This is a genomic window from Edaphosphingomonas haloaromaticamans, from assembly GCF_001853345.1.
Taxonomy (GTDB): Bacteria; Pseudomonadota; Alphaproteobacteria; order Sphingomonadales; family Sphingomonadaceae; genus Sphingomonas_E; species Sphingomonas_E fennica.
This window is the reverse complement of sequence record NZ_MIPT01000001.1, coordinates 2,080,217-2,101,644: the sequence shown is the minus strand read 5'-3', so window position 1 is coordinate 2,101,644 and position 21,428 is coordinate 2,080,217. Positions and strand designations below refer to the sequence as shown.

At 66.8% G+C, this 21,428-nt stretch carries 23 protein-coding genes; 8 read left to right on the top strand and 15 right to left on the bottom strand.

What is annotated here, in order from left to right:
• Positions 1–295 precede the first annotated feature (295 nt).
• The gene (locus tag BHE75_RS09750) at positions 296–1,189 is read right to left on the bottom strand and encodes a LysR family transcriptional regulator (RefSeq protein WP_070933745.1); all 894 of its coding nucleotides are present in this window, start codon (positions 1,187–1,189) and stop codon (positions 296–298) included.
• Between the two features lie 108 nt (positions 1,190–1,297).
• Between BHE75_RS09750 and BHE75_RS09745 the strand changes: the two genes are divergently transcribed.
• The gene (locus tag BHE75_RS09745) at positions 1,298–2,410 is read left to right on the top strand and encodes an aldo/keto reductase (protein ID WP_070933744.1); all 1,113 of its coding nucleotides are present in this window, start codon (positions 1,298–1,300) and stop codon (positions 2,408–2,410) included.
• 21 nt (positions 2,411–2,431) lie between these two features.
• Here BHE75_RS09745 and BHE75_RS09740 read toward each other — a convergent pair whose 3' ends face one another.
• From BHE75_RS09740 to BHE75_RS09725, 4 genes are all read right to left on the bottom strand, one after another.
• Positions 2,432–3,595: a sulfotransferase family protein gene (locus BHE75_RS09740; RefSeq protein WP_070933743.1), complete on the bottom strand. Its 1,164-nt coding sequence runs from the start codon at positions 3,593–3,595 to the stop codon at positions 2,432–2,434.
• Positions 3,596–3,608: 13 nt separating this feature from the next.
• Positions 3,609–4,643 carry an NADPH:quinone oxidoreductase family protein gene (locus tag BHE75_RS09735; protein ID WP_070933742.1) on the bottom strand — a complete coding sequence of 345 codons (1,035 nt, stop codon included), beginning with the start codon at positions 4,641–4,643 and terminating at the stop codon, positions 3,609–3,611.
• A gap of 28 nt (positions 4,644–4,671) precedes the next feature.
• Positions 4,672–7,182 carry a TonB-dependent receptor gene (locus tag BHE75_RS24435; protein WP_191225176.1) on the bottom strand — a complete coding sequence of 837 codons (2,511 nt, stop codon included), beginning with the start codon at positions 7,180–7,182 and terminating at the stop codon, positions 4,672–4,674.
• A gap of 77 nt (positions 7,183–7,259) precedes the next feature.
• A complete protein-coding gene (locus BHE75_RS09725) occupies positions 7,260–8,453 on the bottom strand; it encodes a cytochrome P450 (RefSeq protein ID WP_254684546.1) in 1,194 nt (397 codons plus the stop codon).
• 20 nt (positions 8,454–8,473) lie between these two features.
• Between BHE75_RS09725 and BHE75_RS09720 the strand changes: the two genes are divergently transcribed.
• The 4 genes from BHE75_RS09720 to BHE75_RS23205 all read left to right on the top strand — a co-directional run bounded on the left by BHE75_RS09720 (position 8,474) and on the right by BHE75_RS23205 (position 10,364).
• Positions 8,474–9,061 (top strand): TetR/AcrR family transcriptional regulator, encoded by a 588-nt coding sequence (locus tag BHE75_RS09720; protein WP_070935712.1) that lies wholly within the window; start codon positions 8,474–8,476, stop codon positions 9,059–9,061.
• A 174-nt stretch (positions 9,062–9,235) separates the two neighbouring features.
• Complete coding sequence (locus BHE75_RS09715) at positions 9,236–9,538, top strand: DUF1330 domain-containing protein (protein WP_015460351.1); 303 nt, start codon at positions 9,236–9,238, stop codon at positions 9,536–9,538.
• Between the two features lie 22 nt (positions 9,539–9,560).
• Positions 9,561–10,001, top strand: a complete 441-nt coding sequence (locus BHE75_RS09710) for a MaoC family dehydratase (RefSeq protein WP_070935710.1) — start codon at positions 9,561–9,563, stop codon at positions 9,999–10,001.
• 153 nt (positions 10,002–10,154) lie between these two features.
• The gene (locus BHE75_RS23205) at positions 10,155–10,364 is read left to right on the top strand and encodes a winged helix-turn-helix transcriptional regulator (RefSeq protein ID WP_254684410.1); all 210 of its coding nucleotides are present in this window, start codon (positions 10,155–10,157) and stop codon (positions 10,362–10,364) included.
• Between the two features lie 28 nt (positions 10,365–10,392).
• On the opposite strand, the gene BHE75_RS09700 is transcribed toward BHE75_RS23205, so the two are convergent.
• The 7 genes from BHE75_RS09700 to BHE75_RS09670 are packed head-to-tail and all read right to left on the bottom strand — an operon-like array spanning position 10,393 to position 15,270.
• Positions 10,393–10,848 (bottom strand): DUF1178 family protein, encoded by a 456-nt coding sequence (locus tag BHE75_RS09700; protein WP_070935708.1) that lies wholly within the window; start codon positions 10,846–10,848, stop codon positions 10,393–10,395.
• Positions 10,849–10,891: 43 nt separating this feature from the next.
• Complete coding sequence (cofD, locus tag BHE75_RS09695; RefSeq protein ID WP_070933741.1) at positions 10,892–11,854, bottom strand: 2-phospho-L-lactate transferase; 963 nt, start codon at positions 11,852–11,854, stop codon at positions 10,892–10,894.
• Complete coding sequence (gene cofE, locus BHE75_RS09690) at positions 11,851–12,627, bottom strand: coenzyme F420-0:L-glutamate ligase (protein WP_191225175.1); 777 nt, start codon at positions 12,625–12,627, stop codon at positions 11,851–11,853. The genes cofD and cofE overlap by 4 nt, the downstream gene beginning before the upstream one ends.
• Complete coding sequence (npdG, locus tag BHE75_RS09685) at positions 12,627–13,295, bottom strand: NADPH-dependent F420 reductase (RefSeq protein ID WP_070933740.1); 669 nt, start codon at positions 13,293–13,295, stop codon at positions 12,627–12,629. The genes cofE and npdG overlap by 1 nt, the downstream gene beginning before the upstream one ends.
• Before the next feature lie 42 nt (positions 13,296–13,337).
• Positions 13,338–14,165: a carbon-nitrogen hydrolase family protein gene (locus BHE75_RS09680; protein WP_015460344.1), complete on the bottom strand. Its 828-nt coding sequence runs from the start codon at positions 14,163–14,165 to the stop codon at positions 13,338–13,340.
• Entirely contained in the window at positions 14,165–14,422 is a 258-nt protein-coding gene (gene grxC, locus BHE75_RS09675; protein WP_015460343.1) for a glutaredoxin 3, read from the bottom strand. The genes BHE75_RS09680 and grxC overlap by 1 nt, the downstream gene beginning before the upstream one ends.
• A 56-nt stretch (positions 14,423–14,478) precedes the next feature.
• Positions 14,479–15,270: a ComF family protein gene (locus BHE75_RS09670; RefSeq protein ID WP_070933739.1), complete on the bottom strand. Its 792-nt coding sequence runs from the start codon at positions 15,268–15,270 to the stop codon at positions 14,479–14,481.
• A gap of 56 nt (positions 15,271–15,326) precedes the next feature.
• Here BHE75_RS09670 and BHE75_RS09665 point away from each other — a divergent pair, with 56 nt between their 5' ends.
• On the top strand, positions 15,327–16,214 hold the full coding sequence (locus BHE75_RS09665) for a class I SAM-dependent methyltransferase (RefSeq protein WP_070935703.1): 888 nt from the start codon (positions 15,327–15,329) through the stop codon (positions 16,212–16,214).
• Positions 16,215–16,288: 74 nt separating this feature from the next.
• Here BHE75_RS09665 and BHE75_RS09660 read toward each other — a convergent pair whose 3' ends face one another.
• Positions 16,289–16,912, bottom strand: coding sequence for a PEPxxWA-CTERM sorting domain-containing protein (locus BHE75_RS09660; protein WP_217494717.1), 624 nt, complete (start codon positions 16,910–16,912; stop codon positions 16,289–16,291).
• Between the two features lie 235 nt (positions 16,913–17,147).
• Here BHE75_RS09660 and BHE75_RS09655 point away from each other — a divergent pair, with 235 nt between their 5' ends.
• Together BHE75_RS09655 and acs are read left to right on the top strand one after the other, a co-directional pair.
• On the top strand, positions 17,148–18,134 hold the full coding sequence (locus tag BHE75_RS09655; RefSeq protein WP_015460339.1) for a bile acid:sodium symporter family protein: 987 nt from the start codon (positions 17,148–17,150) through the stop codon (positions 18,132–18,134).
• 68 nt (positions 18,135–18,202) lie between these two features.
• Positions 18,203–20,143 (top strand): acetate--CoA ligase, encoded by a 1,941-nt coding sequence (gene acs, locus BHE75_RS09650; RefSeq protein ID WP_070933737.1) that lies wholly within the window; start codon positions 18,203–18,205, stop codon positions 20,141–20,143.
• 31 nt (positions 20,144–20,174) lie between these two features.
• On the opposite strand, the gene BHE75_RS09645 is transcribed toward acs, so the two are convergent.
• Together BHE75_RS09645 and BHE75_RS09640 are read right to left on the bottom strand one after the other, a co-directional pair.
• Complete coding sequence (locus BHE75_RS09645) at positions 20,175–20,465, bottom strand: plasmid stabilization protein (protein WP_070933736.1); 291 nt, start codon at positions 20,463–20,465, stop codon at positions 20,175–20,177.
• Between the two features lie 85 nt (positions 20,466–20,550).
• A complete protein-coding gene (locus BHE75_RS09640; RefSeq protein ID WP_070933735.1) occupies positions 20,551–21,420 on the bottom strand; it encodes an alpha/beta fold hydrolase in 870 nt (289 codons plus the stop codon).
• Positions 21,421–21,428 lie beyond the last annotated feature (8 nt).

Below are 21,428 nucleotides of genomic sequence, written 5' to 3'. Positions count from 1 at the left end.
GGAAGCACCACGGAAGCAGGTGGGAGCGAACTCCCGGTTAGAATAGCGTACCCACGGCGTATCCTAACTGTAGAAAAAGCTAATGAATATAGAGCATTAGCGCGTATCAGCGTAGATCAAGGTAGATTAGGGAGCCGTGGCGTGGCCCCTGTTTTAATTCTCCGAAGGCAGAGGCCACAGGTTCGAATCCTGTCGGGTGCGCCATTCCCGGACAAAACAGAGAAGTACGGCCGATAGGTGTCGTATTCTGCCCGCCTGGCCCCTGGATTCAAATCACTTATCCGCGAGGGGAGGATTATGATCCCTTCCAGCGGAGCGCATCGACCAGCGCCCGCAGCGCCGGCGTGACTTGGCGGTTCGGATAATAAAGGTGGCATCCCGGAAAGCTCGGGCACCATTCGTCGAGCACCTGGACGAGCCTGCCGTCCACGATCTCTTCCGCCACTTCATGTTCCATCAAGATGCCGAGCCCCGCACCTGCACGGACAGCGGCGGCGGCAAGCACGCCATCGTTGACGATCAGTTGGCCCTTGGCGCGGATGTTCACTTCGCGCCCATCGCGCTCGAACTCCCATGGAAGCAGCCCGCNGCCGCCGACGAGACGGTAGTTGATGCAGATATGCCCTTCCAGATCCCGGGGTGTGTCCGGCCTCCCATGCCGCTCGAAATATTCAGGCGTGCCGACCACGAGGGCTCGGAGGTCCGGCTCGAGGCGAACCGCCACCATGTCGCTGTCCACCGTCTCGCCGAGACGGATGCCGGCATCGAAACCGTCGGCGACGATATCCACAAGCCGGTCATCGACGATCACCTCGACCGATACGTCCGGGTGCCCCAACAGAAAGGCAGGCAATCTGGGAGCGAGGATCGTGCGTGCTGCGTAGTGGAAGGTCGTAATACGGAGGGCACCGGACGGCGCGCCGCGCCAATCCGCGAGCGCCGCAAGCCCTTCCGCAACCTCGGCAAGCGCGGGATCGAGCGAGCGCAACAGCCGCTTTCCAGCGGCTGTCGGGGCGACCGATCGCGTCGTTCGGGCGAGCAACACGACCCCGAGCCGCTTTTCCAGGCTGCGGATCGCGTGACTGAGCGCGGACGGGGAAAGATCCATCTCGGCCGCTGCGCGGGTGAAGCTGCGGGTTCTGGCAACGGTGGCGAATGCGGCGAGATCGTCCAGATCACCGCGCCTCATTGCTGCAATCCATTCACAAGGCCTTACGGAGATACGGGGCTAATTCTCATAGTCTATCATCTTATATCCGGTTCCATCAGGACGATTTTCTCGGGAGATGCGGCAATCATGGATCTGACCAGCTATCGCACGCTTGGCCGTTCGGGCCTTGCCGTCAGCCCGTTGGCGCTCGGCACCATGACATTCGGTGCGGGCCGCTGGGGCGCCGATGAGGCCGGCTCTCGCGCCATCTTCGATGCCTATGTCGACGCGGGCGGCAACTTTGCGGACACGGCCGATGTCTATTCGGGCGGAGAAAGCGAAACGATGCTGGGTCGTTTCCTCGCCGAGAAGGGCAATCGCGACAGAATGGTGATCGCGACCAAGTCCGGCTTTCCACGACGCCCGGATACGCCCCTTGCCGGCGGGAATTCGGCCCGGAACATTCGGGACGGGATTGAAGGATCGCTCAAGCGGCTCGGAACCGGATATATCGACCTCTACTGGACCCATGTCTGGGATCAGACCACTCCGCCCGAAGAGGTGCTGCGGGCTTTGACGGACGCTGTGCAGCGCGGCGACATCCTTTACTACGGCTTCTCCAACGCGCCTTCATGGTATGCAGCGCAGATCGCGACCCTGGCGCGGGCGCATGGCTTGCCTCAGCCCATCGGGCTGCAATACGCCTACTCGCTCATCGATCGCGGCGTCGAACTGGATATTCTGCCGGCCGGCAACGCCCTCGGCCTGGGCCTCGTCGCCTGGGGTCCACTCGGAGCGGGCCTGCTGACGGGTAAATATGGCCGGGAGAAGATCACCGAGGCCGGGCCGGCCGGAAGCCTTCCCAACCGCTCCGGGGCATCCAATACGGGCGGAAGCGATGGACGCCTCAACGGCGACAACCCCTATGGCGGTATGCTCTTTACGGAGACGAACTTCCGCATTGTCGATGCGCTTCGCGATATCGCCGGGGAGGTCGGCAGACCGATGGCACAAGTGGCGCTTGCCTGGGTCGCAAGCCGGCCCGGCGTGTCATCGGTCCTCATCGGCGCGAGCCGGGCGGAGCAGCTACGGGAGAATGTCGCCGCGCTCGATATTGCGCTGTCGGCCGAGCAGAAGTCGCGCCTGGAGGCTGTGGGAGCACCGCCCTTGCTCAATCCCTATTTCATCTTCGGCCTGCCCCCCAGTCGTATCTTCGGCGGGCATTCGGTCGAGCCCTGGGCGCGGCGCGGAACGAACTGACGATCCCGAGGGGCGCTTGGACTATCGCTCGCGCATCGTTTCCAGCGGGATGTCGTAACGCTCGACATAGGGACGGAAGCGTTCGGCGATGGCTTCGGCATCTAGGCCGAACTCTGCCGGATCGTAGCCATGCCGGCCGAAACGTCCTTTGGGATGGGAGGCGACGTGGGCTTCCATCGCGCTCAATGCCGGGCCATCGAGATCGCTGTCGAACGCGGCATAGATCCGCCGCATCGTGGCGATCGGATCGGTAGCGAGATCGGCATAACGGACGTCGACGATCCGGCACTGCGGATTGGCATCCCGGAACGCATCGATCGCCGCGACCGACCGGGCGAGCATGTCGGTCCAGTGATCGGCGATGTAGCGGCGGTGATCGGCATCCGAGAATGTTCCGGTCAGCGTCGTGATCAGGCTGCAGACCGAGGCGCAGAGAACGACCGGATCGCGATGCATGATCAGCAGGCAGGCATCGGGATAGACGGCGGTGAGCGCGTCCAGATGCAGCGCGTGGGATGGCGACTTGAGCGACCAGCGCCCCCGCACGCCGCCGCTTTGCAGCGTCTGCAAGGTCCGCTTGTGATAATCATAGGCGGATTGATGATCGGTCGCCGCCAGCCATTCGCCATAGGCCGGGACGTTCGCCATCGCCTCCCACAGGAGGCTTTTGAAATCCTGGTTCATGACCGCGATGCACTCGGTCGGTCCGTCCGGCTCCTCGCTTTGCACGACGCGGATGCGCGGATTAATCTGGTCCACCATCGCCGATGCGGTGCGCGCCGCGTCGATGCGGGGATCTGCATGCAGGGTCGCCGGCGTGGGCGGCGGCACGCTGGCACCGGCTTCCCAGCCGAGCAGCGGGCGGTGGCGCGGGTCCTTTTCCAGCAGATAGGTCAGGAAAGTGGTGCCGGCGCGGAACAGGCCGGCTACGACGATCGGCGCTTCGATCCGCTCATCGGACACGTCCGGATGCCGTTTCGCCCAGTCGGCGATCTGCAGGCGGTTGGACAGGGCGGAATGGATGGCACCGGAAAGGGCCATCTGTCCGAACGGGTTGAGCTGCGCTTCGGACGACAGGGATTGGCAAAGGATCTCAAGTCCTTCGCGAAAGCCGTCGCCGCCGAAATCGTCAAGGCCGGTCTGCTCGCAGGCTGCGGCGATCAGCGCATCGGGATGGAATTGCATCAGCGAGGCTCCCTCACGATCCCGCGACATCGACGACGGTTCGGCCGGATGTCCTGCGCCCTTCATGGTCCGCGAGCGCCGCGCCCACCTGGTCCATGCGGATACGGCGCCCGATGGCGGGCCTGATCCTGCCGCCCGCGACAAGATCGCGCAGCGCGGCATGAACCTGCTGCCCGATCTCCGGCGGATTCGGGTTCATCCCCATGCGGCGCATCGGGCCGATCGGCGTGCCATAAGCCAGCATCACGCCCAGCACCGAGAAATTGCCCATCGCGATCTTGCGCAGCGGCCTGCCGCCCAGGCCGCCCTGCGTATCGCCGTTGAAGCCGATGGGCAGGTAGCGCCCCTCGCGCGCCATGCAGGCCCAGATCTGCTCGGTAAGGTCGCCGCCGACGAGATCGAATGCAACCTCCGCGCCGCGCCCGCCGGTCAGGTCCATCACATGATCGAAGACGTCATCCTGCCGGTAATCGATCGTCGCCGCGGCGCCGAGGCTTTCACAATAGCGCCCCTTCTCGGCGCCACCCGCGAGCGCGATGACCTTTGCGCCGGCCGCGGCGCCAAGCTGCACGGCCGCCGTGCCGACGCCGCTGGCCGCACCGGTCACGAGAAGGGCTTCGCCGGGCTGCAGCTTCGCGCGCATGTGCAGCGCCAGATAGCCGGTGTGGAACGGGAGCAGGAATGCAGCGGCCTCGGCATCGTCCAGCTCGGGCGGCGCATCGAACAGGCTCGTCACCGGGACGATCGCCTGTTCGGCGATGCCGCCGAACGCCATCTTCGTCATCCCAACGACGCGGCGGCCCAGCCAGGCCTCGCCCCCCGCCCCCGCCGACTCGACGATACCGCACACGTCCATGCCGAGCGTGAACGGGGGTTGCGCCATTACCGTCGCCACGCCGCCCCGCGCTCGCGCGATATCACCGAAGTTGAGCGACGCCGCAGATACGGAAACACGAACCTCGCCCGGCCCGACATCCGGCGCGGCGATATCGACGACGGCGACGACATCGGCCGGATCGCCGTGCCGAAGCACCTGAACTGCCTTCATTTTCTATCCCCATCCTGAGAGTGCTGTTTCAAAGCTCGAAGCGATACTTCGCCGACACTCCATACATCCGCGGCTCGCCGGCCAGGATCGCGTCCGTGCCCAGATCGGTCGCGACCGAATAGCCGCCGACAAGATAGTCCTTGTTGGTCAGGTTGGTGCCGAACAGGGCCAGGTCTATGCCTCTCGCGATCGCATCGTGCCATTCGATCCGCGCATCGAACGTGCCGTAACCTGGGAAGCTATCCTTCAGGCCGACCGCGCTTGCGTTGGAGTCTGAGGTGTTGACCTTGCCGGTGAAGGAATAGCTAGCGAACAGGGTGACGTCGGTCTCGCCCGTCAATGGCAGCCGATATTGGCCGTTGATCGAATATTTCCAATGCGGCTGATAGGCGATCTGCCGGCCCAGGCGGCATGCCGCGCCCGCATTGACCTGGCATTTGGCATCGAGATACGAAACGAAGCCCGACAAGGAGAAGCCCTGGAACGGGACGATCGTGCCTTCGAACTCGAAGCCCTTGTTGATCGCGCGTCCAGCATTCTGCACGGCCGAAACGAACGTGCCGCCGCTGATAACGCCCTGCGCAATCTGGATATCCTTATATTTATCCCGGAATAGCGAGATATTGGTGCGCAGCGGGATGCCGATATCCCAGTCGGCCTTCACCCCCAGCTCGATATCGTCGACCGTTTCCGGCGCGAAGGTCCGCGTGTCCGCCGTCGGGGCCGGCAGATTGAAGCCGCCGCTCTTATAACCGTGGCGATAGGCGGCATAAGCGAGGATCCGCTGCGTGATATTATACTGGATGGTCGCATCGCCCGTGGCCGCGCTGAAATGCGCCCTTGCCGATTGGGGGCAGACATTCGGCGCCATGCCGGTGGCGGGATCGAACTGGCTCGGATCGGGCTGATTGCACGTCCCGTCATCCAGAAGCTTCGAAGAGGAGGCAAAGCGGCTATCCCACGTATAGCGCACGCCGCCGCTGAACTGCAGGCCCTCGGCGATATCGAACTCGATATGGCCGAACACCGCATCGCTCTTGTCGTCATAGTCCTGGATCGTGCTGACGACCGAGCCGAAGCTGTAGGACCGATATGCCTGCCGGATGCCGGGCTTGGCCTGCTCATGATAATAACCCAGGATATAGCTGAGCCCGATGTCGGGCGCCTTGCCCTGGATCTGGAATTCCTCGGTATATTGCTCGAATCCGCGGACATAGGGTTTCGTCCCGGCCGGATAGAAGCTGTAAAGATAAGATAGCGGCCCCGACAGCTCCAGCGTTTCCGCCGTCTTCTCCTTACGGAAGGAGAAGATGTTCTTCAGCGTGATGTCGTCGGAGAGTTGCCAGGTCGTCTTGTTGGTGACGCCGAGATCGCGCGTGCGCCGATATTGATAACGCGGGTTGGCGATGCGGCGGATGCCCAGCGCCTCCTGTTGCGCCTGTGCGGCCGCGAACTGCTCCGGCGTCAGCCCGGACAGGCCCAGGCCGCCATTCACCACCGCGGCCTGAAGCGCGGCGACGGCATTGCCGAACGGCCCCGTCGCGCAACCGGGCAAGGCGACCTGAAGGCAGGCGATATAGCTGGAGGAAGGGCTGCCGGCCGTCAGGTTGAAACTTGGCGGAAGCCCAAGAAACTCGCTGAGGCCGATCGTTTCCGGCGTGGCCGTCGGGCCGAAGAGCAGCGGGTTCGGCAATATGCCCAGGTTCGCGGCCGGATAGACCTGACGCAGAAGCTGTCCCGAGCCGCTATTGTCGCGATAATTGCTGTCGACGATCGTAACATTCTCAATGTCCGGCGTCGGGGTCAGCAGGACGGAGATGCGGTAGGAATCGTTGTTGCGGCTGTCGAGGCGCTGGCCGGTCAGCACGTTCCGGGTGAAGCCGTGGCGGCGCCCGTAATCGCCCGCCAGCCGTATCGCGAGCAGATCCTCCACGATCGGCAGGTTCAGCACGCCCTCCAGCTCGTGATAATCATAATTGCCGTAGCTGCCTTTCACATAGCCGCCCAGATCGAAGGTCGGCTTGGTCGGCTCGAACAGCACCGCCCCGCCCGTCGTGTTGCGGCCGAACAGCGTTCCCAGCGGCCCTTTCAGGACCTGGACGTTGGCAAGGTCATAGAACATGCCCGATCCGGCGATCGGTGTCGGCACCTCGGCGAAATAGGTGGCGACGCTGGTGAAATTGCGCTGGCCGCCGCCGAGGACGCCCGGCCCCTGGCCGCGGATGTAGAATGTCGCGTCGCCGCGATCCTGGCCGGAGACGTTCAGCGCCGGGGCGAAGTTGCGCAACTGATCGACCGATACGACGCTCCGCTCCGCCAGCGCATCGCCTGACAGCGCGGTGATCGCGACCGGGACCTCCTGAAGCACTTCCTCATGGCGGCGCGCGGTGACGACGATATCGCCTATCTCGGCCTCGGCGACGCCGCGCCGCGTGTCGGCCGTATCGGCCGGGCCTGTCTGCGCCATCACCGGAATGGCCGCGCCCATGAACGAGATCACGCTTGCCGAAAGGCAAAGCCCGGAAGCCAATTTCCCCATACTTTCCTCCCCGGAATATTATTTTGTTTTGGATTGTTGTATTTTATACTTACGCAACTATCAGGAATGCGACGGATTCAACTGCAGATGATAACCGCATTGCGTAATTCGTAACTTGTCACCAACCGGTTCCAGCTGAGGTCCGGCGCGTGTTCCAGCTTCAGCCCCGGCACCCGCAGCAGCCGGTCCAGGAACAAGCAGCTTTCGTGCAGCGCGACCTGCGCTCCGGGGCAGCGATGCTCGCCATCCCCGAACGACATGCCGGCATTGCCATATTTGGCGCTGACCTTGCGCCCGGCCATTATCTCGCGCGGACGGGTTCCGAAGGCGGTCTCGTCGGTATTGGCGGCACGCACGTCCACGGCCACCGCGTGGCCGGCACGCACGTCCGCCGCCGGCAGATCGGTTCGCATCCGGCGGAAAATATAGCCCACGACCGGCTCAAGGCGCAGTATCTCCTCGAGAATGGCGATCTTGCCGGCTTCATCCGCCTGCTGGAATGCGGTCCGAAGCTCGTCCCGCTCCAGCATGTGCCAGGCCGCCATCACGATGAACTCGCGCGTCGTCGCCATGCCGGCGGCACCGTAGAGGAGGCATTCGGTCAGAATCTCCCGGTCGGTATATCCCTCGTCGATCAGATGGGAGATGACGTCGTCCTGCCGCTTCTTCTTTCGCGCCCTGATCGCCGGCACCACGTCGCGATAATGAAAGGACAGCACCCGATATTGGGACCGCAGGAACTTCACCAACGCCCGGAACCGGCCGCGGGGCGGATCGAAATTGCCGGTGAAGAAGATGTCGAGCCGCCTTGCCAGCCCGTTGGGATTGCTTGCCGTGAGGCCGACGATATCGCCCGCCACGGCGACCGCGAGTTCCAGGCTGAGATCGTCGAGCCTGGCCCGCTTCTGCTGCCGGAAACGCTCCACCAGCTCGTCGCTCAGGCGGATCATCAGTTCCCGGTAGCGGGTGGCAACGATCCTGGGCGTGAAGAAGCGCGCGGTCGCGCCGCGCCGCACGCGATGCGCCTCGCCTTCCAGGAACAGGATCGGCTGCCGCGTGGCCCTGCCGATCTTGCCGACCTGCTCCGCCAGGAAACCGGCCTGCTTCGCGCCGTCGCTGCGCAGGATGGCGCGCGCGCGATCGAACGTGTCCGTCCATATATCCGCGTCGATGATGCCGCCGCCTGCCGATGCACGTGCGGACTTGCGGTGATCGTCCCCGCTGTGGAATGGGCAGTCCGCCTCAGAATGGGCTTGAGCGTTCACGAGCATCATCCCACATATGATATATGATGGATCATAAGTTATCCTTTACTGAGCAGCCGTCAAGCGCGGTCGACGTGCGCATCCTGAAATCGCGCGCGGCGCTTCGCGATGCGCTGATCGCCCTGGCCGGCGAAAAGCCGTTCGTGGACCTGACGGTCGCGGAGATCGCCCGGCGGGCATCGGTGGGCTACGCCACCTTTTTCCGCCACTTCCCCAGCAAGGAGGCGTTGCTGGCGGATATCGCCGAGGCGTTGATCCGCGATATGCTGGGCCTGATGGGTCCGCTGATGCAGCAGACCGAAACCCGCGCGGCATCGCTGGAGCTGGCACGCTTCGTCGATGCGCGGCGGCCGATCTGCCACGCATTGCTGGTCGGCGCGGGCGATACGCTGCGCCGCGAGATCACGGTGCGGGCGATCCAGCTCGCCGCGGAGAATCGCGTCGAGATCGCGGACGGGCTGCCGACCGAATTGCTGAGCGTCCATTCGGTCGGCGCCACGCTCAACATCATCGCCTGGTGGCTGGAGCGCGGCGGGGAAATCGGGCCAGAGGCGATGGCCGCCATCCTCGACTGGCTCGTGTTCAAGCCGCTTTCGGCCCGCCCGGAGCAATAGGCGGCCCGCGCCCGCTCGCCACTTGGATTTGCGCCGCCCAATGCAGGCGGCCCGCGCTCCGCGATCCCACGCCGGATTTGCGGCCATGATTTTCCCGCTGCCACTGGCGGCGGCCGGCGCCGTGCGGCACTGGTCGTTCCCGATTGCCCGATTCCGAAGCCCAAGGGGAATGCGATGACCGCTTATGTCGTGCTGATCAAGGAACAGACCCGGGATGCCGAGGCGCTCGCCGTCTATGCCGGGAAGGCCACGGCGGCGCGGGCCGGGCATGCGCTGACGCCGCTCGCCCTTTATGGCCGATATGAGCAGCTTGAGGGCGAAGCGGCCGAAGGCGCCGTCATCATCTCCTTCCCGACGATGGCCGAGGCGCGCGCCTGGTATGACAGCCCAGCCTATCAGGAGGCGCTGGCCCACCGGCAGGCGGGCGGAGACTATCGGGTGTTCCTTATCGAAGGCGTGGATGCGGCCGCCGCCTGACGCCGAACCGGAGGGACCCGACATGCAGGATTTCCTGGCCGCGATCGAAATCGACGCGACCATAGCCTTCTCCAGGACGGTGACGGAGAGCGACATATCCCTGTTCGCGGGGATCAGCGGCGATTTCGCGCGCAACCATATCGACGAAGCCTATATGCGCGGCACGCCCTTCGGCGGGCGCATCGCCCACGGGCTACTGCTGCTCGGCTATACGTCGCGCGCCTCGACGCTGATGTGCGAGGCGTGCCTGAAGGGATCGGACGCCTTCGTGCCGCTGGCGCTGGGTTTCGACAGGGTGCGCTTCCTCCGGCCCGTGCGGATCGGCGAGACGATCACCATCCGCTACGCGATCGAAGGCGTGGATGTCGCGCGCGGGCGGGTGACGAGCGCGGTGACGATTGAGAATGAGGCGGCCGAGGCCGTGCTCGCGGCGACGCACATCGTGAAGTGGGTGCCGGCATAAGGAACGGCGCCGGCTTCACCCCCTCTTTCCATCGCCCGATCGGGGCTGTCGGCCGATCTCCAGCTCCGCAATGCGGCCATTGCCGAGGCGGAAGTGGAAAGTGAGCGTGATCAGGCTGCCCGCCAACGCGCCGGAGACAACCGCAGTGACATGATGGCCGTCGCCTTCCAATGCGCCGCCTGCGGCGTGGTCCGGCGTATCGCTTATCATGAAGTGCCGCCAAGGGTGGAATATCGGTTTAACGACCGGGGTCAGGCGCTGCGCCCGGCGCTCGATGCGCTGCTGGCCGGGGCCGAGGACGCGCCCATCGAAACGCGGGCGCGGTTGCTGGACGAAGCAAGCCCGCCGTCCGCCGAGGCATGAAGGGCCGGCCCGTCAGCCCCGGCTCACTTCAATTGTCCGTGCCCGGCGGACGGACCGGGAATGGCAGCGGGGCCACCGCCACGCCTTCCTCGATCAACGCCTTGGCTTCTTCCACGCTGGCCTGGCCATGGATCGCGCGGTGATCGGATTCGCCCAGGTGCATGGCGCGAGCCTCGTCGGCAAAGCGTTCGCCGACATAATCGGAACCTTCCAGCGCCTTTGCCTGCGCTTCGGCCAGGGCCTGCATCATCCACCGCAACGCCTCCGGCGCTTCGTTGGCAACCGGCACCGGCGCCGCCTCGCCCCGCTGGTTGCCCTTGGCGCCCACGCGCGGCGCCATCACGGCCTTGGCCACGTCGGTCGATCCGCACATCGGGCAGGCAATCCAGCCCCGCGTGCGCTGCGTCTCATAATCCCCGGTCGAGCCGAACCAGCCTTCGAAGACGTGTCCGCCCTCCGCGCAGGCAAGATCGAAAACGATCATCGCGCCGCCCGTTCCATCGAAAACCAACTCCAGCTTGCCATCGTCACGCCTTCGCAACCGATATGGGGCCGGCCGGGTGGGAATCCCACTGCCGTACCCATGTCAGCACATCGGCGGCCAGCCGCGCGCGATCGCCGGCCGATTTCATGATCGTGCCGGTCAGCAGCGTCCGCACCCCCGCGATCGCCTCCATATCGCCCGCATCCGCCATGTCCAGCACCAGCCCGTCGACGAAGCCGCGATAGTGCGCGGCGATCCCGGCGGAGGAGACGGGGATGCCAAGCTCCGCCATGATCTTCGCCGCCGGCCCCTTCACCGCCTTGCCCCCCACGATCGGCGATATGGCGACGATCGGCACGCCCCGCGCGCGCAGCCGATCGCGCACGCCGGAAAGCGCCAGGATCGGATCGATGCTGAGCCACGGGTTGGACGGGCAGATGATGACCGCCTCGATCGCCGGATCGTCGATCAGCGCGTCGAAGGCGGCGCTCGGCCGCACATTGGGGGCAAGCTCCAGCCGCTCTACCCTGGGCCGGCACTGCCGCCGCACGAAATAATCCTGGAAGGCCAGCCGCCCCTCGTCGCTATGGACGATGGTGGGGGCCGGATCGTCCGCCATCGGCACGATGCGGTGGGCGATGCCGTGCGCGCGGGCCAGCGCCTCGGTCACGACCGTCAGCCTCTCGCCGTCGCGCAGCCGCCGGGTGCGCTCGACATGGGTGGCGAGATCGCGGTCGCCCAGCCGGAACCAGCTTTCCCCGCCCAGCTTCGCCACCTGTTCCATGAAAGCCCAGCTTTCGCCGGCAATGCCCCACCCCAGCTCGGGATTGGCGATGCCCGCCAGCGTGTAGGTGACGGTATCGATGTCGGGGCAGATGTTGAGGCCCAGATGCTCGAAATCGTCGCCGGTGTTGACGACGATGGCCAGTTCCTCGGGCGGCAGGATCGCCGCCAGCCCGGCCGCCAGCTTCGCGCCGCCCACGCCGCCCGCAAGCGCCAGGATCACCGGAAAAGGTCCATATGCCGGGGCCGCACGAGATCGCGCGCCGTGCCCGCCGGCGCTTCTTCCATCGCGATGCCGCGCACCAGCACCACCGGGCATCCCTCGTTCGCCTGCCCCATCAGCAGCGATGCCGCAGACGCCACCTCGTCGGCAAATCCCAGCTCGCTGGTCTGGAGCGCGCGGCCGAACAGGTCGGGCCGGCCGCGCAGGTCGAGCAAGGCGGGCAGGCCATGCACGCCGATCGCCTGGCCGATCGTCCCCATCCGCCAGGCCCGGCCCAGGCTGTCCGCCACGATCACGGCCGGCTGCACGCCCGTCAGCCGCCCCAGCCCTTCCGCCAGCGCCCGCGCGCTCGCATCGGGATCGGCGGGCAGCAGCAGCGCGGCCTCGCCGCCATCATGGGCAACGTTGGACTGGTCGATCCCGGCATTGGCCAGCACCAGCCCGCGCCGGTCCCGCACGATCAGCGCCCCCGGCTGCTTGCGGACCACCTCGTCGGTTTCGGACAGGATCAGCTCGACGAGGCGGGGGTCCTTCTCCACCTCGGCCGCCAGCGCGACGGCTTCGGGCGAAGGCGCCACATCGGCCAGCGGCACCAGCCGCCCCTCGGCCTTGGAAACGATCTTCTGCGCCGCCACCAGCACGTCGCCCGTGGCGATGCGCATCCCGGCGGCGGCTAGCGCCCCGGCGATGATCGCCGCCAGATCGTCGCCCGCGGCCACCATCGGCAAGCCGGGAACGGCCCGGATCGATATCTCGCGCGCGGCTTGCGCCATCAGCCGGGAAGGCCGGTGATGCGGATGCCGGCGGACGGCACCTTGTATCGCTGGTTGATGGAAATCAGCACCGACGTCAGCGCCTCGGTCACCACCGAATTGCATAAGGGGCCGGCGTGGAAACCGCGCAGCTTCGCGGCCTCGGCCAGCGCGATCACCGCCTCGCGCGCGGCGATGTCGTCGCCCGCCACCAGCACGTCGCAATCCAGCTCATGATCCAGATCGTGCAGATGGTGGGCGGAGATGTTCTGGAAGGCGGAAACCACGCGCACGCCCTCGCCCAGCGCCGCCTGCAACGCCATCGCCGCCGATCCGCCCTCGGGCAGTTGCACGCGGTTCACCTTGGGCGGCACCAGCGGCACCGTCACGTCCACCAATATCTTGCCGGCCAGCGCGTCCTTCACCGCCAGCGCCGTCGCCTGCTGCGCGGCATAAGGCACGGTCAGCACCACGATCTCGCCGGCCGCCGCCGCCGCCGCATTGTCGGCGCCCCGGACGTTCGCGCCGGGGATCGCCGCCGCCAGCTCGGCCGCCGCCGCCTCGGCCTTCCCCGCATCGCGGCCGCCGATCACCACTTCATAGCCTGCGGCCGCCCAGCGCGCGGCGAGGCCGCTGCCTTCCTTGCCCGTGCCGCCCAGCACCGCGAGCGTCGGTTTCCCGTCAGCCATGATCTCTCCTGTGATTGCCGGCCTGTAACCCGTCCGGCTCTGTCAGGCGAGCGTCGCCGGGGCAATCGGCCGCCGGTGCTGAAGCGCCGGAATGCGCGATCGCACGTCCGCCACGCGCTTCGCGTCCATTTCGGCAAAGCCGATGCCGTTATCGCCCCCCATGTCCAGCAGCACATCCCCCCAGGGATCGATCACCAGCGAATGGCCGTAGGTCGCGCGCCCGTCCTCATGCGCGCCCGCTTGGGCGGCGGCGACCACGAAGGCCCCCGCCTCAATCGCGCGGGCGCGCAGCAGGACGTGCCAGTGCGCGCGGCCCGTGGGCACGGTGAAGGCGGCCGGCACGGAAAGGATGGTCGCGCCGGCATCGCTCAGGCTGCGGAAGAGATCGGGAAAGCGCAGGTCGTAACAGATGGCCAGCCCCATCCGCCCCCACGGCGTATCGACCACCACCGCCTGCGATCCCGGCGCATAAGCGGCCGATTCCCGCCAGCTTTCGCCGGTCGGCAGATCGACGTCGAACAGGTGGATCTTGTCATATCGCGCGCGGATGGCGCCGGCATCGTCGATCAGGAAGCCCCGGTTGACGAGCCGGCCGTCGCGCCGCTCGCCGGCCAGCGCCAGCGAACCGACATGCACCCACAGCCCCGCCTTCGCCGCGGCTTCGCGCACGGCGGCCAGCACCGTGTCATGCGCCTCATCGGCCAGATGATCGGCCGCCCGCGTCCTGTCGCGGTCCAGCAGGCCGCTCATCTCGGGCGTGAAGAGCATGTCGGCCCCGCCCGCCTTGGCCTCCTCGATCGCCGCGACCAGCGCGGCGGCGTTGGCGGCGGGATCGATGCCGGTGCGGCTCTGGAACAGCGCGGCGCGCATCAGGCGGCCAGCAGCGGGTCCAGCTTGCCGGCGCGGTCCAGCGCGGCCAGATCGTCCGATCCGCCGACATGATGGCCGTTGATGAAGATCTGGGGCACCGTCGTGCCGCCATTGGCGCGGCTCAGCATCTCGGCGCGCTTCGGCCCGCCCATGGTGATGTCATATTCCTCGAACGCAACCCCTTTGTCCGCCAGCAATTTCTTCGCTCGGACGCAATAAGGGCAAAGCAGCTTGGTGTAGATTTCGACCTTGGGCATCACGGCCCTTTCTTCTCGCATAAGGGAAATTACGTAAAAACCTGTGGTGCGGTGCGTCACTTGTCAACATCGCCGGTGGCATCGCCCAGTGCCAGCTCGACACGGGCCAGATCGACACGCGCCCAGCTGATCAGCCGCACCTCGGCCGCCCCGGCCCGCTTGAGCGCGCGGGCGCAGGCATTGGCGGTCGCGCCGGTCGTATGGACATCGTCCACCAGCAGCACCCGCCGCCCCTTCAACTCCGCCACCCGGCGCGGATTGGCGGCGAAGGCGCCCCGCACGGCCCTCGCCCGGGCGTTGCGGCCCAGCCCGCGCAGGATGGGCGTCGCCCGCCTGCGCTCCAGCATGTCGACGGCCAGCGCCAGCCCCCGCCGCCGGGCCAGCACGCCCGCGATCAACGCCGACTGGTTGTAGCCCCGCCGCCAGATCCGCCAGCGGTGGAGCGGCACCGGCACCAATATCGCGTCCGCTTCCTGCTCGATCAGCCGTTCCATCAACAGGCCGATCGTCCGGGCATGGCCGGGCCGGCCGCCATGCTTCAGCCGCATCACCACATGGCGGGCGAGGGGGCCATAGGATACGGCGGCGCGCACGCCATCCAGCGCCGGCGGATCGACCATGCAGCCCGCGCATATCGTGCCCGGCGGCGCGAAGGGCAGCGCCACGCCGCACCTGGCGCAGCCGTCGTCGCCAAGGAAATCCAGGCTCTGCCAGCAATCGCGGCAGAAACCATGATCGTCAGGCGTCACCGCGCCGCAGCCGGGGCAGCGCGGCGGCAGCACCAGCGCGATCGCGCCGCCCGCGATTCGCGCCGCGATCCGCCCCCCGGTCGCGATCAACTCCCTCATGCGCCCCCCCAATGTTCCCCTTGTTCCAGCGGCGCGGGCGCGGCACAAGCCCGGCGATGATCCAGCCCCCCGCCCCATCCTCGGCGGTGCCCGAGATATTCGATCGCCGCATCCGCCGCATCCGCCGCGATCGGGCGGCCCGCACCTTCGCCGATCACGCCTTCCTGCGGGATCGGATGGTGGAGGATATGCTCGATCGGCTGGATTCGGTGAAACGCAGCTTCACCCGCGCGCTCGATCTCGGCACGGCGGACGGCTCGCTCGCCGCCGCGCTCCGCCAGCGCGGCATCGAGACGATCGCCGCCGATGCCGGCTTCGCCTTCGCGCAGGCAGCGGGCGGCGTGCAGTGCGACGAGGATCGCCTGCCCTTCGCCGCCGGCAGCTTCGATCTGGTGGTTTCGGCCGGCGCGCTCGATTCGGTGAACGACCTGCCGGGCGCGCTCACCCTCATCCGCCGGGCGCTCAGGCCCGACGGTCTGTTCCTCGCCGCCTTCTTCGGCGCGGGATCGCTTCCCCGGCTGCGCGCGGCGCTGATGGCGGCGGACGAGGCCGTCGGCGGCGGCACCGTCGCCCGCATCCACCCACAGATCGACGTGCGCGCGGCGGGCGACCTCCTTTCGCGCGCCGGCTTCACCCTGCCGGTGGCCGACGTGGATCACGCCCGCATCCGCTATGCCGATCCGCTGCGGCTGGTCGGCGATCTCCGGGGCATGGCCGCCACCAACATCCTCCGCGATCGCCGGCACACGGCGCTCACCCGCGCCCATCTGCCGCATCTGTTCGAAGCGTTCGCCGCCCAGGCCGATGGCGATGGCCGGGTGACGGAGCTTGTGGAGATCATCCACCTCACCGCCTGGTCCCCCGGCCCGGATCAGCCCAGGCCGGCGCGCCGCGGCAGCGGGCGCGCCTCGCTTGCCGACGCGCTGAAGCCCCGCCCGCAATAGGCGCCCGCGGAAAGCAAAAAGGCCCGGCGGAAACCCACCGGGCCTTTTCTCGGGGCAAGAGGTTCAGGCAGCCGCTAGACGGTCTGCACCCTGCGGCCGCGCCGGGTGCCGCGCTGGCGCAGCACATGGCCTACCGCCATGAAGCCCACCAGCATCATCGCCCACGTCCGGGGTTCGGGCACCGTCGGCGCACCGACTTCGCCGACATTATAGGCCGGCAGTCCGGTGGCGGTGCCATTGTTGGTTACCGCCCTCGCGCTGTAGCCTGTCAGCTTGACGCCGCTATAGGTGGACAGCGCGCTGAGACCGGCGAACTCGAGGTCGGGGAATGGCCCGCCGGAAGCCTGGAACGGCGGTCCCACCCAGGTGAAGACGAGGTTGAGGATGTTGGGGTCATCCGGATATCCCGGCACCGGCAGCACCCCACCGGGATCGGGGTATACGGACGACACAAGCTCCGTCGATGCGATGATGTTGGGCGACGGCGTCATCACCCCACCGGCAAAGCCCGCGAAATCGAAGATGATCAACCTGGACCCTTCAAGGAATCCCTGATCACCCGACAACGTTCCTTCATAGGAGAAGCGAAATAAGCCCCCCTCTTCCGTAACGCTCGAAAGCACGGGAATAACAGATGCCTGGGCCGTTGACGTTATCCCGGCCAATACGCAGGCCGCGATCAGAAGCCGTTTTCTCATGCTTCCCTCCACTGTTCGTGGCCCTGTCGCCCGTTACAGCGCCGAGGTGGACAATAGACGGCCTCCCCTCCCGAATCCCCCTCTCATAAGGGGTATCCCTCAAAATGGTCCTGTTCTGGGACAGCTTTATGCGCAACAAGCCCTGCCCTTTGCCGTTCCGCCCGCGCACCGATCGGCGGGTTCAATGGGCTTCCGCCCTTGGCAGCGCCGAACCCTGCGCCTAAGCGCCAAGGCAATGTTGCGCCGGCTGATTCCCGATCCGTTCATCCTCGCCCTGCTCGCCACGGTGGCCCTCGCAACGATTCTGCCCGCCCACGGCGCCTTCGCCGGGGCCGTGGACGTGGCCGCCACCGCCGCGATCGTGCTGCTCTTCTTCTTTCACGGCGCGAAGCTGCCGCGCGAGGCGATCGTCGAGGCGCTGGGCCACTGGCGGCTGCACCTCACCATCCTCGCCTGCACCTTCGTGATGTTCCCACTGCTCGTGCTGCTGCTCCAATGGCTGGCGCCCGGCCTGCTGCCGTCGCGGCTGTGGACGGGGATGCTGTTCATGGCGGCCTTGCCGGGCACGGTGCAGTCAGCGGTAGCCTTCACCTCGATCGCGCGGGGCAACGTCGCCGCCGCCATCGCCTCCTCCTCCGCCTCGCAGCTGATCGGCATCTTCCTCACACCGCCGCTCGTCGGCCTGCTGGCCGATGCGCATGGCGGCACGGTGGATACGGCGGGCGTCGGCAGGATCTTCCTGGTCCTGTTCGCGCCCTTCGTGGTCGGCCACCTGCTCCGCCCCTGGATCGGCGCATGGGTGTCCCGCAACCGCAAGCTGATCGCGCTCAGCGATCGCAGCGCGATCCTGCTCGCGGTTTACGGCGCCTTCTCCGCCGCCGTGATCGAAGGGATATGGAGCCGCCTGCCGCTTCCGGTGCTGGGCATGCTGGTCGTCGTCTGCCTCGCCATCCTCGCCTTCGCGCTCGCCTTCACCAGCGGCGTCGCGCGGCTGCTCGGCTTTTCCCGCGCGGATCGCATCGCGATCATGTTCTGCGGCACCAAGAAATCGATCGTGCAGGGCGTGCCGATGGCGCGCGTGCTGTTCGCGCCGGCGGATGTCGGCCTGATCCTGATGCCGATCCTCCTGTTCCACCAGTTCCAGCTGATGGCCTGCGCCTGGATCGCGCGCCGCTACGCCGCCCAGGGGGAATCCGCCCAAACGGACGGGGCGCAAGCCTGACGATTCGGCTTCAACCTCCCCCGATCAGGCCCTAAGGATTGGCCGAGACATATAGGAGGAATGCCCGAGTGACCGATGCCTCGATCTACCCCGTCCCGGCTGAATGGAAGACGAAGGCCAAGGTGGATGCGGCACGCTATGCCCAGCTGCACGGCCGTTCGCTGGCCGATCCGGGCGGCTTCTGGCTGGAACAGGCCCGCCGGCTGGACTGGATCAAGCGGCCGGAGATCGCGGGCGACTGGTCGTTCGACGAGAAGGATTTCCACATCAACTGGTTCGCCGACGGCAAGCTCAACGTCGCGGCCAACTGCATTGATCGCCATCTGGCGACACGCGGCGACCAGACGGCGATCATCTGGGAACCGGATGATCCCGCCGAACAGCCCCGCCGCTACACCTACGCCCAGCTCCACAAGGAAGTCTGCCGCTTCGCCAACGTGCTGAAGGCGGCGGGCGCCAAGAAGGGCGATCGCGTCACCATCTACATGCCGATGATCCCGGAGGCCGCCTTCGCGCTGCTCGCCTGCGCGCGGATCGGGGCGATCCATTCGGTGGTGTTCGGCGGCTTCTCGCCCGATGCGCTCGCCGGGCGCATCCAGGATTGCGATTCCACCATCGTCGTCACCGCCGATGAAGGCCGGCGCGGCGGCAAGAAGGTGCCGCTGAAGGCCAATGTCGATCAGGCGGCCCCGCTCTGCCCGTCGCTGGAGAAGGTGGTCGTCGTCCGCGCCACAGGCGGCGGCGTGGACATGGAGCCCGGCCGCGACGCCTGGTATCACGATCTCGCCGGTATGGTGGCGGATGAATGCCCGCCCGAGCCGATGGGCGCGGAAGATCCACTGTTCATCCTCTACACCTCGGGATCGACCGGCAAGCCCAAGGGCGTGCTCCACACCTCGGGCGGCTACCTGCTCTGGGCCAGCCTCACCCATGAGATAGTGTTCGATTACCGGCCGGGCCAGATCTACTGGTGCGCGGCCGATATCGGCTGGGTCACGGGCCACAGCTATATCGTCTACGGCCCGCTCGCCAACGGCGCCACGACGCTGATGTATGAAGGCGTTCCCAACTGGCCCAGCGCCAGCCGCATCTGGGAAGTGGTCGATCGCCATCAGGTCGAAATCCTTTACACTGCCCCCACGGCGCTGCGCGCGCTGATGAAGGAAGGTGATGATTTCGTCGCAAAAACCAGTCGCAAGTCGCTGAAACTCCTGGGCACGGTCGGCGAGCCGATCAACCCGGAAGCCTGGCGCTGGTATCATGAGGTGGTGGGCGAAGGCCGCTGCCCGATCGTCGATACCTGGTGGCAGACGGAAACCGGCGGCGCGATGATCACCCCCCTGCCCGGCGCCGTCGATCTGAAGCCCGGATCGGCCACCAAGCCCTTCTTCGGGATCGAGCCGCAGCTCGTGGACGGCGAAGGCCACCTGCTTTCGGGCGCGACCGAGGGCAATCTCGTCATCGCGCGGAGCTGGCCCGGCCAGATGCGCACCGTCTGGGGCGATCATGCCCGCTTCTTCCAGACCTATTTCAGCACCTATCCCGGCAAATATTTCACCGGCGACGGCTGCCGGCGGGACGAGGACGGCTATTATTGGATCACCGGCCGGGTCGATGACGTCATCAACGTCTCCGGCCACCGCATGGGCACGGCCGAGGTCGAAAGCGCGCTGGTGCTGCACGGCAAGGTCGCCGAGGCCGCAGTCGTCGGCATGCCGCATGACATCAAGGGCCAGGGCATCTACGCCTATGTCACCCTCAACGCCAATTGCGAGGCGAGCGAGGATCTGCGCAGCGAGCTGAAGCAATGGGTCCGCACCGAAATCGGCCCCATCGCCACGCCCGATGCCATCCAGTTCGCGCCCGGCCTGCCCAAGACGAGGAGCGGCAAGATCATGCGCCGCATCCTGCGCAAGATCGCGGAAGGCGATGTCTCGTCGCTCGGCGATACATCGACGCTGGCCGATCCATCGGTGGTGGACGATCTCGTCGCCAACCGGGTGGCCTGACGCCGGATCGCAGGAGATGCGGCGGCCGGGCTCACCCGGCCTTGCGCCGCCGCGTCTCCCAGCCCTTCTTCGCGGCCGCCGATCGATCCGCGGCGCTGCGGCCGGCCGAAGCGCGGCCGCCCTTGCGCGACGACACATGCGTATCCTTGCGGCCCCGGCCGGACCCGGATTTGTTGCCGCCGCCCGATTCCTTGTTCACCGTCGCCCAGGCCCGCCGCTCGGCTTCCTTGTCGGACACGCCGCGCTGCTCATATCCTTCCTCGATATGCTCGGCCTTGCGCTTCTGCTTGTCGGTATATTTGTCCTTGTCGCCCTGGGGCATGGTTCGTCTCCAACGCCCCCCACACGATCCAACAACAATCCGGCGCCCGCGATGATCCCACCCCCGCCCTTGGCCGGGCCACGGTTCATCCCGCCAGCACGCGTCCCAGCAGGCGATCGATCGCCGCCGCGCATTCCGGCTCGTCCAGCACGGGGGCATGGCCGATGCCCGGCACCGTCACCAGATCCGTGCCCGGCACCCGCTTCGCCATCTCCTGCGCGGTAGCCTGGCTCAGCACGTCGGAATGCTCGCCCCGGATCAGCGTCACCGGCCGTCCGGCGAGCCCTTCGAAGGCCGGCCACATGTCCATGCCGCCGCCGTCGCCGCCCGGCAGCTTCATCGGCTCGGCGATCTTCATGTCGTAATCGTAGATGATGCGGCCCGCGGGCGTCAGCCGGCACAGCCTTTTGGCCATCGCCAGCCACTGCTCGATCTCATAATCGGGATAGACGGCGAAATTGCCCTGCTGGATGCCGCGCGCGGCGTGCAGCCATGTCGGCCAGTTCGCCTGCTTGCCCACATAGGTGCGGATGCGCGCGATGCCGCCCGGCTCCACCACCGGCCCGATATCGTTCAGCAGCGCGCCGGCGATCCGATCCCGGCTGGTGGCGGAAAGCAGCATGGCCAGCAGCCCGCCCAGCGAGGTGCCGAACGCCACGAAGCGATCGATCTTCAATTCCTCCAGCAGCGCCTCCAGGTCCTGCAGGTAGGTCAGCGGCACATAGGTCATCGGGTCCTTGGCATAGGCGCTCTCGCCGCGCCCGCGCAGATCGACGCAGATCAGCCGCCATTCCCCCGCCAGCCGGTCCGCCATCGGCGCGAAATCGCGCACGTTACGGGTCAGGCCGGGGATGCACAGGATCGGCGGCCGCCCGTCCGCGCCGCCCGCATAGTCGCGATAATGGAGCCTCAGGCCATCCTTCGACCACCAATAGCCGTCGCTCCATTCCGCCATGCTTGCGT

Bases quoted from the DNA above. Each gene is read 5' to 3' on its own strand.
- BHE75_RS09745 (WP_070933744.1), top strand. From the start codon at position 1,298: ATGGATCTGACCAGCTATCGCACGCTTGGCCGTTCGGGCCTTGCCGTC.
- BHE75_RS09740 (WP_070933743.1), bottom strand. From the start codon at position 3,595: ATGCAATTCCATCCCGATGCGCTGATCGCCGCAGCCTGCGAGCAGACC.
- BHE75_RS09735 (WP_070933742.1), bottom strand. From the start codon at position 4,643: ATGAAGGCAGTTCAGGTGCTTCGGCACGGCGATCCGGCCGATGTCGTC.
- BHE75_RS24435 (WP_191225176.1), bottom strand. From the start codon at position 7,182: ATGGGGAAATTGGCTTCCGGGCTTTGCCTTTCGGCAAGCGTGATCTCG.
- BHE75_RS09725 (WP_254684546.1), bottom strand. From the start codon at position 8,453: ATGCTCGTGAACGCTCAAGCCCATTCTGAGGCGGACTGCCCATTCCAC.
- BHE75_RS09720 (WP_070935712.1), top strand. From the start codon at position 8,474: ATGGATCATAAGTTATCCTTTACTGAGCAGCCGTCAAGCGCGGTCGAC.
- BHE75_RS09715 (WP_015460351.1), top strand. From the start codon at position 9,236: ATGACCGCTTATGTCGTGCTGATCAAGGAACAGACCCGGGATGCCGAG.
- BHE75_RS09710 (WP_070935710.1), top strand. From the start codon at position 9,561: ATGCAGGATTTCCTGGCCGCGATCGAAATCGACGCGACCATAGCCTTC.
- BHE75_RS23205 (WP_254684410.1), top strand. From the start codon at position 10,155: ATGGCCGTCGCCTTCCAATGCGCCGCCTGCGGCGTGGTCCGGCGTATC.
- BHE75_RS09700 (WP_070935708.1), bottom strand. From the start codon at position 10,848: ATGATCGTTTTCGATCTTGCCTGCGCGGAGGGCGGACACGTCTTCGAA.
- cofE (WP_191225175.1), bottom strand. From the start codon at position 12,627: ATGGCGCAAGCCGCGCGCGAGATATCGATCCGGGCCGTTCCCGGCTTG.
- npdG (WP_070933740.1), bottom strand. From the start codon at position 13,295: ATGGCTGACGGGAAACCGACGCTCGCGGTGCTGGGCGGCACGGGCAAG.
- BHE75_RS09680 (WP_015460344.1), bottom strand. From the start codon at position 14,165: ATGCGCGCCGCGCTGTTCCAGAGCCGCACCGGCATCGATCCCGCCGCC.
- grxC (WP_015460343.1), bottom strand. From the start codon at position 14,422: ATGCCCAAGGTCGAAATCTACACCAAGCTGCTTTGCCCTTATTGCGTC.
- BHE75_RS09670 (WP_070933739.1), bottom strand. From the start codon at position 15,270: ATGAGGGAGTTGATCGCGACCGGGGGGCGGATCGCGGCGCGAATCGCG.
- BHE75_RS09665 (WP_070935703.1), top strand. From the start codon at position 15,327: ATGATCCAGCCCCCCGCCCCATCCTCGGCGGTGCCCGAGATATTCGAT.
- BHE75_RS09660 (WP_217494717.1), bottom strand. From the start codon at position 16,912: ATGAGAAAACGGCTTCTGATCGCGGCCTGCGTATTGGCCGGGATAACG.
- BHE75_RS09655 (WP_015460339.1), top strand. From the start codon at position 17,148: ATGTTGCGCCGGCTGATTCCCGATCCGTTCATCCTCGCCCTGCTCGCC.
- BHE75_RS09645 (WP_070933736.1), bottom strand. From the start codon at position 20,465: ATGCCCCAGGGCGACAAGGACAAATATACCGACAAGCAGAAGCGCAAG.
- BHE75_RS09640 (WP_070933735.1), bottom strand. From the start codon at position 21,420: ATGGCGGAATGGAGCGACGGCTATTGGTGGTCGAAGGATGGCCTGAGG.